Origin of the sequence: Albibacterium bauzanense (assembly GCF_004339765.1) — a bacterium.
In the GTDB taxonomy this organism is placed as follows: domain Bacteria; phylum Bacteroidota; class Bacteroidia; order Sphingobacteriales; family Sphingobacteriaceae; genus Albibacterium; species Albibacterium bauzanense.
The window spans coordinates 402920-419420 of the sequence record NZ_SMGO01000002.1 but is presented as its reverse complement, the minus strand read 5'-3'; the positions used below and the strand labels follow the sequence as shown (position 1 = coordinate 419420).

15 protein-coding genes are annotated in these 16501 nt (G+C 35.8%); 7 read left to right on the top strand and 8 right to left on the bottom strand.

The features are described 5' to 3' along the window. Positions 1-212 precede the first annotated feature (212 nt). Both nadA and thiL read left to right on the top strand, forming a co-directional pair. Positions 213-1211, top strand: a complete 999-nt coding sequence (gene nadA, locus C8N28_RS07710; RefSeq protein WP_132223360.1) for a quinolinate synthase NadA — start codon at positions 213-215, stop codon at positions 1209-1211. Positions 1212-1231: 20 nt separating this feature from the next. Beyond that, complete coding sequence (thiL, locus tag C8N28_RS07705; protein ID WP_132223357.1) at positions 1232-2284, top strand: thiamine-phosphate kinase; 1053 nt, start codon at positions 1232-1234, stop codon at positions 2282-2284. A gap of 14 nt (positions 2285-2298) precedes the next feature. Here the strand turns inward: thiL and rmuC are convergent, their stop codons facing one another. Then, entirely contained in the window at positions 2299-3675 is a 1377-nt protein-coding gene (rmuC, locus tag C8N28_RS07700) for a DNA recombination protein RmuC (protein WP_132223354.1), read from the bottom strand. Between the two features lie 225 nt (positions 3676-3900). On the opposite strand from rmuC, the gene C8N28_RS07695 reads away from it, so the two are divergent. Continuing rightward, a complete protein-coding gene (locus C8N28_RS07695) occupies positions 3901-4587 on the top strand; it encodes a zinc metallopeptidase (RefSeq protein ID WP_132223351.1) in 687 nt (228 codons plus the stop codon). A 115-nt stretch (positions 4588-4702) separates the two neighbouring features. Here C8N28_RS07695 and ybeY read toward each other — a convergent pair whose 3' ends face one another. Beyond that, complete coding sequence (ybeY, locus tag C8N28_RS07690) at positions 4703-5131, bottom strand: rRNA maturation RNase YbeY (RefSeq protein ID WP_132223348.1); 429 nt, start codon at positions 5129-5131, stop codon at positions 4703-4705. A gap of 114 nt (positions 5132-5245) precedes the next feature. Here ybeY and C8N28_RS07685 point away from each other — a divergent pair, with 114 nt between their 5' ends. Next, on the top strand, positions 5246-6235 hold the full coding sequence (locus tag C8N28_RS07685) for a hypothetical protein (protein ID WP_132223345.1): 990 nt from the start codon (positions 5246-5248) through the stop codon (positions 6233-6235). A gap of 20 nt (positions 6236-6255) precedes the next feature. Here the strand turns inward: C8N28_RS07685 and C8N28_RS07680 are convergent, their stop codons facing one another. From C8N28_RS07680 to rsfS, 5 genes are all read right to left on the bottom strand, one after another. Further along, positions 6256-6894, bottom strand: a complete 639-nt coding sequence (locus C8N28_RS07680; RefSeq protein WP_132223342.1) for a rhomboid family intramembrane serine protease — start codon at positions 6892-6894, stop codon at positions 6256-6258. An 81-nt stretch (positions 6895-6975) separates the two neighbouring features. Next, positions 6976-8040 carry a PA0069 family radical SAM protein gene (locus C8N28_RS07675; protein ID WP_132223339.1) on the bottom strand — a complete coding sequence of 355 codons (1065 nt, stop codon included), beginning with the start codon at positions 8038-8040 and terminating at the stop codon, positions 6976-6978. A 222-nt stretch (positions 8041-8262) separates the two neighbouring features. Then, positions 8263-8913: a LutC/YkgG family protein gene (locus C8N28_RS07670; RefSeq protein ID WP_132223336.1), complete on the bottom strand. Its 651-nt coding sequence runs from the start codon at positions 8911-8913 to the stop codon at positions 8263-8265. Between the two features lie 43 nt (positions 8914-8956). Continuing rightward, a complete protein-coding gene (ftsH, locus tag C8N28_RS07665) occupies positions 8957-11065 on the bottom strand; it encodes an ATP-dependent zinc metalloprotease FtsH (RefSeq protein WP_132223334.1) in 2109 nt (702 codons plus the stop codon). A 69-nt stretch (positions 11066-11134) separates the two neighbouring features. Continuing rightward, on the bottom strand, positions 11135-11509 hold the full coding sequence (gene rsfS, locus C8N28_RS07660) for a ribosome silencing factor (RefSeq protein ID WP_132223331.1): 375 nt from the start codon (positions 11507-11509) through the stop codon (positions 11135-11137). Between the two features lie 48 nt (positions 11510-11557). Here rsfS and C8N28_RS07655 point away from each other — a divergent pair, with 48 nt between their 5' ends. From C8N28_RS07655 to pfkA, 3 genes are all read left to right on the top strand, one after another. Then, complete coding sequence (locus C8N28_RS07655) at positions 11558-12322, top strand: biotin--[acetyl-CoA-carboxylase] ligase (protein ID WP_132223328.1); 765 nt, start codon at positions 11558-11560, stop codon at positions 12320-12322. Between the two features lie 9 nt (positions 12323-12331). Continuing rightward, positions 12332-14485, top strand: coding sequence for a protein-disulfide reductase DsbD family protein (locus C8N28_RS07650; protein ID WP_132223325.1), 2154 nt, complete (start codon positions 12332-12334; stop codon positions 14483-14485). Between the two features lie 84 nt (positions 14486-14569). Continuing rightward, positions 14570-15547 (top strand): 6-phosphofructokinase, encoded by a 978-nt coding sequence (gene pfkA, locus C8N28_RS07645; RefSeq protein ID WP_132223322.1) that lies wholly within the window; start codon positions 14570-14572, stop codon positions 15545-15547. Here pfkA and C8N28_RS07640 read toward each other — a convergent pair. After that, positions 15536-16477 carry a YihY/virulence factor BrkB family protein gene (locus C8N28_RS07640; protein WP_132223319.1) on the bottom strand — a complete coding sequence of 314 codons (942 nt, stop codon included), beginning with the start codon at positions 16475-16477 and terminating at the stop codon, positions 15536-15538. The two genes, pfkA and C8N28_RS07640, sit on opposite strands and share 12 nt — an antisense overlap. Between the last annotated feature and the right edge of the window lie 24 nt (positions 16478-16501).

Sequence of the window (16501 nt, the reverse complement as noted above, 5' to 3'; positions counted from 1 at the left end):
TTAAGTGTCATAATAATGTTAAGAAATTGTTAGTTTAAAACTATAAGTAAATTTCAAAATAATAGAGATACTTCTTCTCAACATTACCAACACCATAATAAACAGTAAAAGAATTTTATATAAAATAGTTTTTACTATTGTTGTCATGTTAAAAGATGAAAATATTGAATTCATTATTTTGTGTATTTTTGTGAAAGGGTTTAAAATAAAAAATGGAAACTTACGAAGTAGATTTAAATGAAAAAGGATTTGTTGACGAAGCAATTGATCCTTCATTAGATTTAGTAGAAGCAATTAAGCAATTAAAAATTGAAAAGAATGCAGTTATTTTAGCGCATTATTATCAAGATTCTGAAATACAAGATGTTGCTGATTATATTGGAGATAGTTTAGGATTATCTCAAGAAGCAGCTAAAACAGAAGCAGATGTTATCGTTTTTGCCGGTGTTCATTTTATGGCAGAAACTGCTAAAATATTATCTCCAAAAAAGAAAGTTTTACTACCTGATTTAAAGGCAGGTTGTTCATTATCAGATAGCTGTCCGCCACATTTATTTGCAAAATTTAAAGAGCAATATCCAGATCATCTGGTTATTACCTATGTAAACTGTACAGCAGAATTAAAAGCTTTGAGTGATATTGTTTGTACTTCATCCAATGCTGTTCAGATTGTTCAAAGTTTACCTTTAGATCAAAATATTATTTTTGGTCCTGATAAGAACTTAGGTGATTATGTAATTAAAAAAACAGGTAGAACAGATATCGTTTTATGGAATGGTGCCTGTATGGTTCATGAAATATTCTCTCAAGAAAAAATTAACAAATTAAGAGAGGAATTTCCACTAGCAAAATTAATAGCACATCCTGAATGTGAAAATCATATCCTCCAAAATGCTGATTATATTGGTTCAACATCAGGATTATTAAAATATACCAAAGAAAATCCAGCTCAAACATTTATTGTAGCGACAGAAAGTGGTATTATTTATCAAATGCAAAAAGCCAATCCTGGTAAGACTTTCATTCCTGCACCTCCAAATAATGCATGTGCATGTAATGATTGTCCGCATATGAAATTAAATACTCTTGAAAAGCTTTATAATTGCATGAAGTACGAGCTTCCTGAAATTGATTTAGAACCGGAAGTTATAGAGCGTGCCAGAAAACCGATTGAAAGAATGCTTGAAATATCAGCTCAATTAGGTTTATAATTCCATTAGAAATAAATAATATGTTTGATAATAAAGAAAGAACGAATTTAGAAGAATTAGGCGAATTTGGTTTAATTGATCATTTAACAAAATCAATTATACCGAATGAAAAATCGACCATTAAAGGCATTGGTGACGATGCTGCAGTGTTAGATTTTGCCGATAAAAAAACACTAATTTCAACTGATTTATTATTAGAAGGTATACATTTTGATTTACGCTATGTACCTTTAAAACACTTGGGATATAAAGCCGTTCAGGTTAATTTAAGTGATATCTATGCCATGAATGGTATAGCATCTCAAATCACTTTTTCCATTGGTCTATCCAGTAAATTTCCATTAGAAGCTGTTGAGGAAATTTATGAAGGAGCTCTAATAGCCTGTAAAAAATACAATGTTGATTTAGTAGGAGGAGATACTTCTGCCTCAGCACAAGGTTTAGTTATTAGTGTAACCAGTATTGGTTATGTTGATCAATCTAAAGTGGTCTATCGTAATGGAGCAAAAGAAGGTGATTTAATATGTGTTTCAGGCGATTTAGGAGGTGCTTATGTAGGTTTGCAACTACTGGAACGTGAAAAGAAAATATTCTTGGATAACCCGAATATCCAACCTGATTTAGAAGGGAAAGATTACATTGTTGAAAGACAATTAAAACCCGAAGCAAGAAGAGATATTGTAGAGTTATTAGCAGAAAAAGATATACTTCCAAATTCTATGATTGATGTGTCCGATGGTTTGGCATCAGAAATACTTCATATTTGTAAACAATCTGATAAAGGCTGTAAAATTTATGAAGAAAAGATTCCCATTGATCCAATGACCTACGATACTGCTTTCGAATTTGGTTTAGATCCTACCGTTTGTGCTTTAAGTGGAGGTGAAGATTATGAACTTTTATTCACAATTCCACAAAGTGATTATGATAAGGTTAAAGGTTTATTAGATATAACTGTTATCGGGCATATTACTGAACCATCGGCAGGATGTGATATGATCTCTAAGTCTAATAAAGTACACCCTTTAATTGCTCAAGGCTGGAATTCACTTAAAAAGAAAGAGGAAGATTAATAGATTATTTGAGCTTAATCCATTAAATCTTCATCCAAATATTTTGGATCCAATCCTTTACTAGTTTTTGCTCCCAATGTTTTAAGCTTTTCAATCTTAGAGATAATATTACCCCGACCGGTTTCTAATTTCTTGCGGGCATCATCATGCGTGCGGCTAAGTAAATTAATTTGCTTTTCTACCTTATCCATATCTTCGGTAAAGCCTACAAATTTATCATATAATAATCCGGCCTCCCTGGCAATTTCAATTACATTTCTGTTTTGACGTTCTTGTTTCCATAAACCAGCAATGGTTCTTAAAGTTGCTAAAAGAGTCGACGGACTAACAATTACTACTCGTCTATCCCATGCAAAATTAAATAAGTCGCCATCTAAACTAATAGACATACTAAAGGAAGATTCAATAGGAATGAATAGCAATACAAAATCAGGAGAATTGATTTGATAGATATCACAATAATTTTTTGAAGAAAGCTCTATAATATGGTTTTTAACCGATTGAAGATGCTGTTTTGCATACTCCAATTTTTCTTCTTCAAGTTCACTATTTATCCATCTTTCATAAGCAATCAATGATACCTTCGAGTCTATTATTAAGTTTTTATCATCAGGTAAATCAATAATAGCATCCGGCTGTAATCGTTGCCCTTCACTATCTGTAAAACTAGCTTGTAAACGATATTCTCTATCTTTCAATAAGCCTGATCTTTCCAATACACGTTCTAAAATAACTTCTCCCCAGTTTCCTTGCTTTTTATTATTGCCTTTTAACGCCCTCGTCAAACTATTTGCCTCATCCTGTATTTGTTTACTTTGTTCAATCAATAATTCTACAGCACCTTTTAATGAATTTCTATCTTTGGTTTCTTCATTATAAACCTTGTCTACTTTTGCTTCAAAGGTTTTAAGGTTCTCCTTTAATGGATCCAATATCTGAAATAGATTTTTATGATTTGATTCTGTAAAACGATCTGATTTCTCTTGTAAAATACGATTGGCAATCAATTCAAAATCTTTATTCAATTGATCTTTAATAGATTTAATCTCTTCTTTCTGCTCATTTATTTTTTCAGTTTGAGCATTAAAATAAGAATTGACTTTTTCTAACTGCTTTTGTGCCTGAATATGCTCATCTCTTTCTCTTGCTAAATCAATGCGCAATTGTTCATTATCCTGCTTTAAAAGAGCAAGCATATTCTTCTTTTCTTCCTGCAAACTAATAACTTCTTGTTCTGATCTTGCCAGCTGTATTGTCAGATCATCGCGTTCTTTTTTTATCAGATCAAGTTCAATGCTTTCATTATCCTTTTTATTGCCTGATTTTTTAAAGAATAATAAAGCCACGAATAAAAATAATATAAAGAGAAGAGCAATGATTAAATAATCCATTTGATAAAAATATTAGTAAAATCAAAGGTAATAAAATTGATGATGAAATAGAACTCCTGTTATTTTGTCAGTATTTATCTTTTATAAGTGGCTTTATCAGTCTTAATAATTAAAATATTACTTAAGAGCGCGTTTTTTGCTCATTTATTCTGTTATTTTTACAACGGTATATAATTTGATAGTTAGTCAGTATAAAATTGAAATTTAAAAAAATAGAAAGAAAATATGGGAATGATATTGTTTATCGCAATTGCGATTATAAGTTTCGCAGTACAGTGGAGATTTAAAAACAAATTTAAGCAATACTCAGAAACTCCGTTAGCAAGCGGAATGAGTGGAAAAGATATTGCCTTAAAAATGCTGCACGACAATGGCATCTATGATGTTCAGGTATTATCGGCCGAGGGAAGATTATCCGATCATTACAATCCAGCCGACCGTACTGTTAACTTAAGTCCGGAAGTTTATGAAGGTAGAAGCGTTGCTTCAGCTGCAGTTGCCGCTCACGAATGCGGACACGCAGTTCAGCATGCTAAAGCTTATTCATGGCTTACATTGCGTTCTGCTGTGGTTCCGATGGTTAATATTGCATCCAAAATGACATCCGTTGTATTGATCATTGGTGTTTTAATGTTCTTCTCATCTGGTAATCCACTGGTATTAGCAATTGGTGTAGGTGCTTTGGCAATTACAACAATGTTTACATTCATTACTTTGCCGGTTGAGTTTGATGCATCTAAAAGAGCATTGGCATGGCTTCAGTTAAATCCGAGTGTTATGGGCGACAGTGTTGAGCATAGCGGCGCTAAAGATGCCTTAAAATGGGCAGCTATGACCTATGTGGTTGCAGCCTTGTCTTCATTGGCAACTTTGCTTTATTATGCAAGCTTCTTATTTGGAAGCCGCGACTAATTCTACTAATAAAGCAGAGTCACTTTTAATTAAACAAAAAAGCTATTCCACTTCGGAATAGCTTTTTTGTTTAAAAGATAAATTGTTGATTTAAAAAGGAAACCTCTTTATTTATTTAGAAATTGCGCCTATTTAAATAATGATCTTCCTTTGAAGTCATTAGCGCTTTATCCTTTGGTGCTTTATCAAGAAACCCTATAAGATGCAATACGCCGTGAATAATTATCCGATGTAATTCTGTTTGAGGATCGATATTAAGCTGAGAAGCGTTTTCAGTAACTCTTTCTGCACTGATAAATATGTCGCCAGAAATTTCATCATCTTCCTCACTGTTATCGAAAGTAATGATGTCAGTATAAGTATCGTGATTTAAGTATTCCTGGTTAATTTTTAACAGGTATTCATCCGAACAAAAAATGAAATTCAACTCTCCTACAAATGAACTCTCGGCTTCAACACTTTCGATAATCCACTTTTTAAGATTTGTTTTATTCTTTAATTTAAACTCGATATCTTCTGTAAAGAAATGAATTTTTGGTTTCATTGCGATCCTTATTTTTCGGACAAAGTCTTTTAGTTTCTATGTTGCGAATTTATTGTTTTTATTTCAACTTTTAACTGACACTTTTGAAAGGGCATAAATGGTATCTTTGACTGCATGGAAAAACAGCTGTACAATCCTTTTGATAAATTCTACTTCGATACTAATACCTGTTTTTTAAGTGGGGTTAAACTTGAGAAACCTTCTTTTTATCCGGTTTTTCCAGAGTGGATCTTAAAGGAGCATAACATTGGCGATCAGCCTTTTAAAATGCTCGATGAAAGCTATAAAAATTATAGCGATCTTAAATTACCTTGTTCTCCCGAGGTTTATGAACGTTTAAGCCACTTGGATGAACAGGTTCGCATTGCTTTTGAAAAGGGTTATGCAGGTGTGAAAGAACTAGATAAGGTAACGCTGTTTCAATGGATCTCAAAATGGGTTTACGGTATTATTTTCAATGAAATACAAGTAGGTATCAGGCAGCAGCTATTAAGTGGTGAAGACATGAACTTTTCGCAGACATTGGTTCATAAGTTCAAAAACCTGCATGCCATGTTGCAGTCGCTTATACAAGATGTTGAATATGAAACTGTCCTTCCTTTCAGCATCTTGGTTTATGAAGTCGATAATCCGGAGAATACCTATAATTATCGGGATGAAATAAACACCTTGGTTTATTCTTTACGCATTAAGAATCTCGGTATTATTGCTTGTTTACAAGATAACGGGGCTAACTTAACTTATCATGAAGAAATTCTATCCATTGTAAAAGATCAGAAGCTTCATCCCATCCAGTTCGAAGAATTATGCGGACGTTTCTTTTATTCTTGCTATCTTTTTAATCGTTTGCCAGATTATATGATCTCTTCTATAGATGATCGTTTTTACATTGAACCGATGTCTTTACTAGGAGTTAATTCTCGCCCCATTTTTGATAATTGGCAAGCCAAAACCTACGGACAAGTAATCGAGAATTTTTGGAAACCCTGGGGATATACCTTGTTCGAAATTATTAAAGATCCGGAAAATCCAATGTCTTTTATTAAAGATAAAGACCAGTCTTTTATTTCTTTAGAAGAAGTGAAAAAGCTTTTGAAAGAATAAGTAGATTTTAAGTCTTAAAATTACCCCAGCATTCCCAATACTTCATTGATAAAGTGCCCTATAATTTGTGGATACATTAGAATTGTGATACTCAATCCGCTGAGTGCTCCATAAAAGTGAGCATCGTGGTTAATACTATCGCGCGCTGCATTTGCTGCCCAAACACAATATACCAAAAATAGAGGACCGAAGATTACTGCAGGGATAGGAATAGGGATAAAAAACAAATACAATGACATTGTTGGATTGAACAAAATATAGCTGAACAGGACGGCCGAAATAGCACCGGAGGCTCCTAAACTATGATAGCGATAATTATTCTTTTCCTTTATAATAGTTGTAATATCACTTAAAATTAAGGCTACAACATAGATTATTAGAAATTGAATATGTCCCCAACTACTAAGTTGCGCCAGTAATTGTTCTAAAGGGAAAGCAAAGAAAAAGAAGGTTAGCATATTGAATGCAAGGTGCATCCAATCGCGGTGAATAATACCGCTTGTTAAAATAGTATATACATTTTTTCCCCTGCTTACGCTGTAGGGATGAAGCATTAACTTCCCGAATAATTCCGGATTTGAAAATGTGTAGATACTGGTTACTAAAGTAAATACTAAAATAATACTGGCAACTGGTGTTTGTAAAAGATACTCTTGCATAAGATTGTTTAAAGCAATTTATTACCTATGGTTTGCAAAGTTTGAAAGGTAATAAAATTATATGGTTTGGTATTTTATTGATTAAAACATTTTCAATTGTTTGCCATGTTTTGGTGTAAATAAATTATTACATAAAGGAGGCAGGTGAGCATCGCCCATATATCGTTTACGTGAAATATAGAAAAGTTTATGGATGCTTTCTGCCATTTGCCCGCTTCCTCTTGATCGGCGCGACCATTCTGAGTCATTTAATTTTCCTCCGTGACTTTCTGCAATGGCATGAAGTACTTTTTCTGCCCTATCCGGATAGGTTTTATTTATCCAGTCTGTGAATATTTCAGCAATTGCTCCATTAAGCCTTACCAGGGTAAAGCCTGCAGATTTTGCTCCACAATCTGCTGCTGCTTTAATTAATTGAGGCATTTCGTCGCTGTTTAAACCTGGTATAATAGGAGCGCACATCAAAAAAACGGGGATTCCGGCATTGCTTAATTTTTCAATCACCTTCAATCTCCCTTTAGCTGTTACGGTTCGAGGCTCCATCTTCATTCTTAGCTCTTCATTTAAAGAGTTGATGGTAATGGCTACATGCACTAAGTTTTCTTTGGCTAATTCACTCAGTATATCGATATCGCGTAGAATCAGGTTGTTTTTAGTGATCATAGAAACGGGATGATGATAACGTTGAAATACCTGGAGTAAAGAACGGGTTATTTTTAATTTGCGTTCAATGGGTTGATAACAGTCAGTGTTGCCAGATAACATAATGGTATCAGCTTGATAGCCTTTTTTATTAAAGGCTTCCTCTAATAATGCAGCTGCATTGTGTTTTACTATAATCTTTCGCTCGAAATCTAATCCGGCACTAAAGCCCCAGTATTCATGCGAGTTTCTGGCGTAACAATAAATACAGCCGTGTTCACATCCTTGATAAGGATTGATGGATTGTCTGAAAGAGAGATCCGGACTATCATTGGTGCTGATTATTTTCTTAGGTGTTTCCTGATAAAATTTGGTAGATGAATTTTCCAGAAGTTCTTCATCGAGCCCTTCAATAAATTCTGTCTTATATTTGTTTTGGGCAAATTTATTGTTTGGATTTATTTGCGATCCTCTTCCTTTAAAATATTCTCTTTCTGAATCCATCTATCAAAATTACTAAATATATTAGTAATTAATTACTTTTGATGGAACATTTATTTGTAAAAGAAAAGCATTCCTTTATAAGCTGGTTTCGAACATGGATATTCCTTCCGTTGAGTCTGCGTTATTTAGGCCTAAATAACGCAAACTCAACGGAAGGAATACCCGTACATAATTCGATTATGTAAAGGAATGTATATTGATCGTCTTATAAACTTGTCTTATTTAGACGTTTACGATGGAATCATCGAGCAGGAAAAGGTACAATTCTCTTGGGCCGTGAGCGCCCAATACAAGTGTTTTTTCAATATCAGCTGTGCGACTAGGACCGGTAACCAGGCTAATCATGGAAGGTAGTTCGTCTTTGTATTTTGTTTTTAAGAAATCCAAACCATCTTTGATGTCGCCAACTAGTTGCGAGGTGTAGGCAATCACTATATGTATGGAAGGAAAGATGCTAAGCCTTCTTCCTGCCCCACTGGCATTGCTAAGTAAAATACTTCCATTTCTTGCAACCAGTGCTTCGCATAAGGTTATTCCTGCATCTGCTTTATCGAAATCGGTATCAGTGCTATAGAAAGGGAAGCCATAGTGATTTAATAGCTCTTGTAATTTTGGTTCCCAGGCATACATTTTTCTTAATGCATGCTTATCCGCTAAGGCCAAGAGGTTTTCAACTAAATCAATTTCGCCATCACAGAAAACAAATTTGCCGGCAACGGCTGAAAACTGTTTTGCAAATACTATTTCCAGCGGATCTTCAAATGGAGGGTATAGGGGTGTTTCTTCGAGGTTCGAATAAGGATTGTCTCTCTTTTCTAGTAAGGCTACCCTTACTCTTTTTAAAATCTGTTCTTTAGAGGTAGATTCTTTCATAGATCGAAGAAAGGCTAAGAGCGATTGCTCTTAGCCTTTAATTTTATAGATTATCACTCGGTGCCGGATCGCTTGTAGGGTTATTCTCTACAGCATCAGGATGGTCTGTAACGGCATCGTGAACCAGGTCTTCTGTGATCTGTTCTTGATTGTTTGTTTCGCTGTTTACAAACTCATCGTAGGTTGTACGTGTATTAAATGGTCGCTTGCCTAAAATGTCTTCCAGATCTGATTGGAATAAGATTTCTTTATCCAATAATTTATCAGCTAGTTTTTGCAAGCCTTCTTTATTATCTAATAATAACTTCTTGGTTCTATCGTAGGCATCTGCAATCAGCATGCGTACTTCGTCATCAATCAATTCGGCGGTTTTCTCAGAATAAGGCTTATTGAACTGATTGCCTTCTTGTGCTTCATTGAAAGAAACGTTTCCAACGCGGTGGTTCATACCATAAACGGTTACCATGGCATAAGCCAATTTGGTGATTCGTTCTAAGTCGTTTTGAGCTCCGGTTGATATTTTTCCGAAAGTGATATCTTCAGATACACGACCACCCATGGTCATACAGATACTATCAATTAACTGCTCGGTAGTGTATAAGAACTGCTCTTTAGGTAAGTATTGAGCATATCCTAATGCAGCTATACCGCGCGGTACAATAGATACTTTAACTAACGGATCTACATGTTCTAAGAACCAGCCAGCAATAGCGTGTCCTGCTTCGTGGTAGGCAACTATGCGTTTCTCTTCAGGAGATATTATTTTATTTTTCTTTTCTAATCCACCAATAACCCGGTCAATAGCATCCTGGAAGTCTTGCATATCTACCGCTTCTTTATTGCGACGTGCAGCAATAAGAGCAGCTTCGTTACATACGTTGGCGATTTCAGCACCTGCAAATCCTGGTGTTTGAGCAGATAGTTTTTTGGCATCTACCCCTTCAGCTAATTTAATAGGTTTTAAGTGAACTTTGAATATCTGCTCTCTACCTACTAAATCGGGCTTATCAATTGATATTTGTCTGTCAAATCGTCCTGGACGCAGTAAAGCAGGGTCTAGAACATCCGGACGGTTGGTTGCAGCAAGGATGATAATTCCTGAATCTGTTCCGAAACCATCCATCTCAACTAGTAATTGATTCAGTGTGTTTTCTCTTTCATCGTTTCCACCCATCATGCTGTTTTTTCCACGAGCACGACCAATTGCATCAATCTCATCAATAAAGATGATACAAGGGGCTTTTTCTTTTGCCTGTTTGAATAGATCTCGTACACGGGATGCTCCTACTCCGACAAACATTTCTACGAAGTCTGAACCCGAAAGGGAGAAAAACGGAACTTGAGCTTCACCGGCAACAGCCTTTGCTAACAATGTTTTACCGGTTCCTGGTGAACCTATCAAAAGAGCTCCCTTTGGAATTTTACCTCCAAGGTTGGTGTATTTTTTCGGGTTTTTAAGGAAATCTACAATTTCCATTACCTCTTGCTTGGCTTCTTCTAAGCCGGCTACATCGTTAAAGGTGATATTAACTTGTGATTCCTTATCGAATAACTTTGCTTTGGATTTACCAATATTGAAGATCTGTCCACCCGGGCCGCCACCACCATTACCCATTCTACGCATTAAGTATACCCAGAAGGCAATAATTAATACAAATGGCAGAAGTGTAAGCAACCAGCCTGTCCATGGGCTGTTTCTTTCTTCAAGCTTTAAGCTTACGCGTTCATTTTGAGGAACCTCTGCCTGAGCTGCATTTAATTTTCTTTCTAAAGCATCAAAAGATCCGTCAGTAAAAATATATTGCGGACCTGCTTCTGCAGACATATTAAGTGCATTGGGCTGAGGTTTTACCTCTTTATACTTAGGATCGTCTAGTTTATCTTTTTTAATGTAAACTTCAACGGCAATAAGTTCATTCTTTTTAAAGGCTACCAGGTGATCAACATCACCAGTCTTTAACATATTCTCTTCGAATTGTTGGTAGGTGATGGATTTGGCAGTGTCTCCACTAAATACATATTGTAGTACAAAAAAGCCTAATAATAGAGCCATCCATACCCACATAATATTGAACCGAGGCGGTTTTGGAGTAATTTTTTTACTTGGAATTTTCTTTCTTCCACTTGCCTGGTTTGAAAATTTTTCTTTCATTCTTGAACTATTAGATTATTGCAACGTTTACTGGTTGCTCTATATTTTTTTGTACCTTAAGATAAGGGGTTAAGCACTTTTATAATTTTCAAGTTTGGCATCTCCCCAAAGGTCTTCGATACCATAATGTTGACGTTTTTCTGTTTTAAAGATATGTACTACAACATCTACATAATCTAATAAAACCCATTCGCCTTGTTCGAAACCTTCTTTATGCCAAGGATCTTGATGTAAAGCCTGGTAAACTTCTTTCTCAACGCTGTCCGCTAATGCGCGAACCTGAGTGGAGGAATCTGCATGACAAATTACGAAATAGTCTGTCACTGAACTGTTTATTTTTCTTAGGTCAACTCTTACGATCTCATTCCCTTTTTTCTCTTGAAGACCATGTATGATGATTTCAGAAATGTATGTTGATTCATTTTGATTTCTACTTTTTGTCATTAATTATATTAGTTTTGACAATTATTTACTTTTATTTTAACTGAACACTTGCAAAGTAACACTTTTTCATCATTTCTTAATGGTCAAAAATTTATTACATTAAAGAGTATTTCTTCTACAAATGATTACTTAAAAGAAGAACTGTCAAAATCTGCGCCATTTAGTGAGGGTACTGTTATAATGGCAGAGGAACAGTTTGGTGGAAGAGGGCAATCCGGTAATAAATGGTTATCAGAATCGGGCAAAAATCTCACCTTTAGTATTTTATTAAAGCCTTCTTTTTTAAATCCAATTCAACAATTTAATATCAACATTGTAATTTGTGTTGCAATTTATGAAGCACTTTACCCATTGCTTGGGGAAGAATTGGCGATTAAATGGCCAAATGATATTTATGTAGGTGATCGTAAATTAGGGGGAATCCTAATTGAGAATATACTGCAGGGCAACGAGTGGAGGGAGTCTGTTGTTGGCATTGGAATTAATGTTAATCAGGAAGACTTTTCAGGATTGAAAAATGCATGTTCTATAAAGGAATTATTACATCGTGAATACATATTAACTGACTTATTATACGACCTTTGTAAGTCGATTGAAAAGTGTTATTTTCAATTAAAGAATCAAGGTATTGCAGATCTGCAGTTAGTCTATAAAAAGGCACTTTATGGGTTAAACGAAGTTAGAAAGTTTAATTTGGAAGGTGTATCTGTTGAGGGTAAAATTATTGATGTGGCGGATGACGGACAGTTAATTGTTGATTTCAATGGTCATTCTGCAAGATTTAATTTTAAAGAGATTGAGTTCGTGTTTTAAGAAGATGTTATGAAGAAGATTTTCTCGGTATTTATTTTACTTTTTTGGGGTTTATTTGCCAATGCGCAAATATATACACCTGTTACTTGGAAATTTGAGGCTGAAAATATTACGAAGAGTAGTGCAACGCTGGTTATTACAGCAGATATAGCTCCGGGCTGGCATGTATATTCTCAATTCATTGAAGATGGAGGTCCTATTCCTACTTCATTTAGTTTTGAAAAAGGTACGGGTTATACCTTGGATGGTACAGTAACTGAGAGTCCGAAAGCCGTTGGTGGTTTTGATCCAACGTTTAAGATGCAGATTTCCTGGCATAAAAAGCAGGTTAAGTTTTCCCAGAAAATAAAATTAACGCAGGCAAAGGTTACGGTCAAGGGCGTATTAGAGTTTATGACCTGTGATGATAGTCACTGTTTGCCGCCCGAAGAGGTTCCTTTTAGTATTTCCGTAGATGCGTCAAATGCAGCTTCGCTTGCTAGTTCAGAGCTTGTTAAGCCAAGTGGATCTTCGGCAGCAGGAAGCCTTAGTAGTATTAACGAGTCAACTAATATTGTATCCTTACCTGCAGGAATGCAACAAGATTCGGGTACTGCTGAATTAGACTCTTCTCTTTCTGGGGCTGATTCTTCTTCTGCGAGTGATTCAAGTATCGTTAAACCAGGAGCTATCAGCAGTGTTAATAATCAGGACGATGCTTCTCAAAATCAAAGCCTTTGGGGTATTTTTATTGCGGGCTTAATTGGAGGGTTTGCGGCATTTTTAATGCCTTGCATCTATCCGATGGTTCCATTGACAACCTCTTACTTTACGAAACGTAGTGGTAGTCGGACAAAAGGAATTTGGAATGCAATTATCTACGGAATATCTATTGTTGTGATTTACGTAGCTCTGGGCATGATCGTTACACTTATTTTTGGTGCTTCTGCCTTAAACGAGGCTGCCAGTAGTGCGGTATTTAATCTTTTATTCTTTGCCATCATTCTTGTTTTTGCTATTTCCTTTTTAGGAGCGTTCGAAATTACCTTACCTTCTCGTTTTGTTAATAAAATGGATGAAAAGTCGGATAAGGGCGGATTACTTGGCATTTTCTTTATGGCATTTACATTGGCCCTGGTATCTTTTTCATGTACTGGTCCTATTATTGGCTATTTATTGGTAGAGGCAGTATCAAAGGGAACCTTGTTAGGGCCGGCCATCGGAATGTTAGGATTCTCCATTGCTTTAGCCATTCCTTTTATCATTTTTGCTCTTTTCCCGGCATTCTTAAAAGAGATGCCAAAGTCGGGAGGATGGTTGAATACGGTTAAAGTCTCTTTAGGCTTTTTAGAGCTGGCTTTAGCGTTTAAATTCCTTTCTAATGTGGATTTAGCATATCATTGGGGTTTGTTAGACCGCGAAGTGTTTTTAGCATTATGGATTGTAATCTTTGGATTATTTGGTTTCTACTTATTAGGAAAAATCAAGTTGTCTGCATCAGATGATATTAAAATATTGTCTTTACCGCGTTTATTCTTTGCTATTTTGATATTCTCTTTTACCATTTATATGGTTCCAGGTATGTGGGGTGCCCCGTTAAAAGGTATTAGTGCCTGGTTGCCTCCACAGCCTACGCAAGACTTTGATTTGAATAAGTTAACGTATGGAAATATCGGTAGTAGCAATGTAGCAAACGAGGGAGCTTCAGGCCGGAAATATGCGGATATTTTTCATGCACCACATGGCCTGGATGCGTTTTATGATTATCAGGAAGGACTTGATTATGCTCAAAAGGTTAATAAGCCGGTTTTAATTGATTTTACAGGTTGGAGCTGTGTTAATTGCAGGAAAATGGAAGCTTCCGTTTGGCCTGATCCGGAAGTTTTGAAGCGATTGAAACAAGATTTTGTTCTGATATCACTTTATGTAGATGATAAAACCGAACTGGAAGAGTCTGAAAAGTATGTTTCTGAATTCAGTGGTAAAAAGATAGCAAGAATTGGACAGAAATGGAGTGATATGCAAGCTTCGGTTTTTGGAACCAATTCTCAGCCCTATTATGTAATTGCAGACTCTAAGGGTCAAAAGCTTGTTCCGGCTCAAGCCTATAATTTAAGTATTCCTAATTATATTGAGTTCTTAGATAGCGGACTAGAGGCTTACCGTGCTGAAGGCCTTAAATAATTTCAGCTTCTTATCATAGATATACCGTGTAATAGCTTAATTTTTCTTATAATAGTAGCGTCAATAAAGAAATAAAATTTTTGAATGAAACAGATTAAAAGTATTGGTCTTTTTACCTCGGGTGGAGATGCGCCAGGAATGAATGCAGCAATTCGGGCTGTAGTTAGAACAGGTTTATATTATGATTTAAAGGTTTTTGGAATTACGAGGGGGTATGATGGATTAGTTAAGGGAGATTTGTATGAAATGGATGCTAAGTCTGTTGCAAATATAATCCAACGTGGAGGTACTATTCTTAAAACTGCCAGAAGTCAGGAATTCCTTACAGTGGAGGGGAGACAGCAAGCCTATGATAAATTACAGGAAGCCGGGATTGATGCTTTGGTTGCAATTGGAGGAGATGGTACTTTTACGGGTGCTAAGAAATTTATAGATGAGCACGATGTTCCGATCATCGGTATTCCAGGAACAATTGATAATGATTTACAAGGAACTGATTTTACAATTGGCTATGATACAGCGATTAATACGGTTGTAGATGCTGTAGATAAGATTAGAGATACTGCTGAATCACACGATCGTGTATTTATTGTAGAAGTTATGGGCAGAGATTCTGGATTAATTGCACTGAGAAGTGGAATTGGTACAGGTGCTGAAGCTATTTTGATTCCTGAGGCTAATCTTGATTTCAGCGATACGCTGGACCGAATGGATAAAACAAGGAAGAATAAATCTTCAAGAATAATTATTGTTGCTGAAGGAGATGAGGCCGGAGGTGCTTTTGAGGTTGCAGATCGGGTTAAAAATCGTTTTCCTCATTACGATGTACGTGTTTCTGTATTGGGGCATATTCAACGTGGGGGTAAACCTTCTTGTATGGATCGTGTATTGGCAAGTCGATTAGGGGTAGCAGCGGTAGAAGGCCTTCTGGCTGGAAAGTCGGGCGAAATGGCCGGTTTGATAGGACCTGATGTTTGTTTCACTCCGTTTGACAGAGCTATTAAGCATATCAGGGAAGTAAATCCTAATCTTTTGAAGATAGCAAATATCTTATCGCTTTAGATCATCTTGTTGGTGTACATCGTGTTCTATTTCTGTTTGTATAACACGAACGGCAAATCGGGAAGGTAAGATCTCTCCGCTGGTCCATTTTGTATATACCTTAGTAAATTCGGCTCCGAAATATAATATGGCTGATGTATAATATATCCAGAGGAGAATAATTATAATCGACCCGGCTGCACCATAGGCACTCTCTGGTGCAGTAAATTGCATGTATAGGCCGATTAGGTATTTGCCGACGATAAAAAGGATTGCTGTAAAAATGGCTCCGCCTCTAACGTGTTTCCATTTTATTTCTGCATCGGGCAGGAATTTGAAGATTACACCAAATAGAATGGCAATTACGATGAAGGTTATTCCAAAGTTTATGATTGTGAATACAATGGCAATCGTATCAGGAAAGATCGTTAATAAGTAGCTGCTTAGCAGCTCAATAACGGTACTTACTATCAGGGAGACGATAAGCAGAAAGCCTAAGCCTATAACGATAGAAAAAGAAAGCATACGGTCTATTATCATTTTTCTTAGTCCTTTTTGAGGTTTGGCCCGAACGCCCCAGATGGAGTTAATAGAATCTTGAATTTCAATAAATACTGTTGTAGAGCCTATAATTAAGGTGCCGATTCCTATAATAATTGCTATTCCTGATTTTTCTGAAACGCTGATCTTTTGAATAATGTCTTGAACTTGCTTGGCAGCGCTTGGGCCAATGATATCTGTCAATTCATTGAAAACCCGTCCTTCTATGGCGTCTTCACCATAGAAAAAACTTACTGTCCACATGATGATCAATAAAAGAGGAGCTAAAGAAAAGACTGTATAATAAGCTAAGGCAGCACTTTTCTTCATTATTTTATCTTCTGAAAACCCTGCGAGTGTTTCTTTAATAAGAGAGAAGTATCTTTTAAAGTATTTGATATTGACCTGCATATTTATATTTTAGAAACGTTAAAA

Bases quoted from the DNA above. Each gene is read 5' to 3' on its own strand.
- nadA (WP_132223360.1), top strand. From the start codon at position 213: ATGGAAACTTACGAAGTAGATTTAAATGAAAAAGGATTTGTTGACGAA.
- thiL (WP_132223357.1), top strand. From the start codon at position 1,232: ATGTTTGATAATAAAGAAAGAACGAATTTAGAAGAATTAGGCGAATTT.
- rmuC (WP_132223354.1), bottom strand. From the start codon at position 3,675: ATGGATTATTTAATCATTGCTCTTCTCTTTATATTATTTTTATTCGTG.
- C8N28_RS07695 (WP_132223351.1), top strand. From the start codon at position 3,901: ATGGGAATGATATTGTTTATCGCAATTGCGATTATAAGTTTCGCAGTA.
- ybeY (WP_132223348.1), bottom strand. From the start codon at position 5,131: ATGAAACCAAAAATTCATTTCTTTACAGAAGATATCGAGTTTAAATTA.
- C8N28_RS07685 (WP_132223345.1), top strand. From the start codon at position 5,246: ATGGAAAAACAGCTGTACAATCCTTTTGATAAATTCTACTTCGATACT.
- C8N28_RS07680 (WP_132223342.1), bottom strand. From the start codon at position 6,894: ATGCAAGAGTATCTTTTACAAACACCAGTTGCCAGTATTATTTTAGTA.
- C8N28_RS07675 (WP_132223339.1), bottom strand. From the start codon at position 8,040: ATGGATTCAGAAAGAGAATATTTTAAAGGAAGAGGATCGCAAATAAAT.
- C8N28_RS07670 (WP_132223336.1), bottom strand. From the start codon at position 8,913: ATGAAAGAATCTACCTCTAAAGAACAGATTTTAAAAAGAGTAAGGGTA.
- ftsH (WP_132223334.1), bottom strand. From the start codon at position 11,065: ATGAAAGAAAAATTTTCAAACCAGGCAAGTGGAAGAAAGAAAATTCCA.
- rsfS (WP_132223331.1), bottom strand. From the start codon at position 11,509: ATGACAAAAAGTAGAAATCAAAATGAATCAACATACATTTCTGAAATC.
- C8N28_RS07650 (WP_132223325.1), top strand. From the start codon at position 12,332: ATGAAGAAGATTTTCTCGGTATTTATTTTACTTTTTTGGGGTTTATTT.
- pfkA (WP_132223322.1), top strand. From the start codon at position 14,570: ATGAAACAGATTAAAAGTATTGGTCTTTTTACCTCGGGTGGAGATGCG.
- C8N28_RS07640 (WP_132223319.1), bottom strand. From the start codon at position 16,477: ATGCAGGTCAATATCAAATACTTTAAAAGATACTTCTCTCTTATTAAA.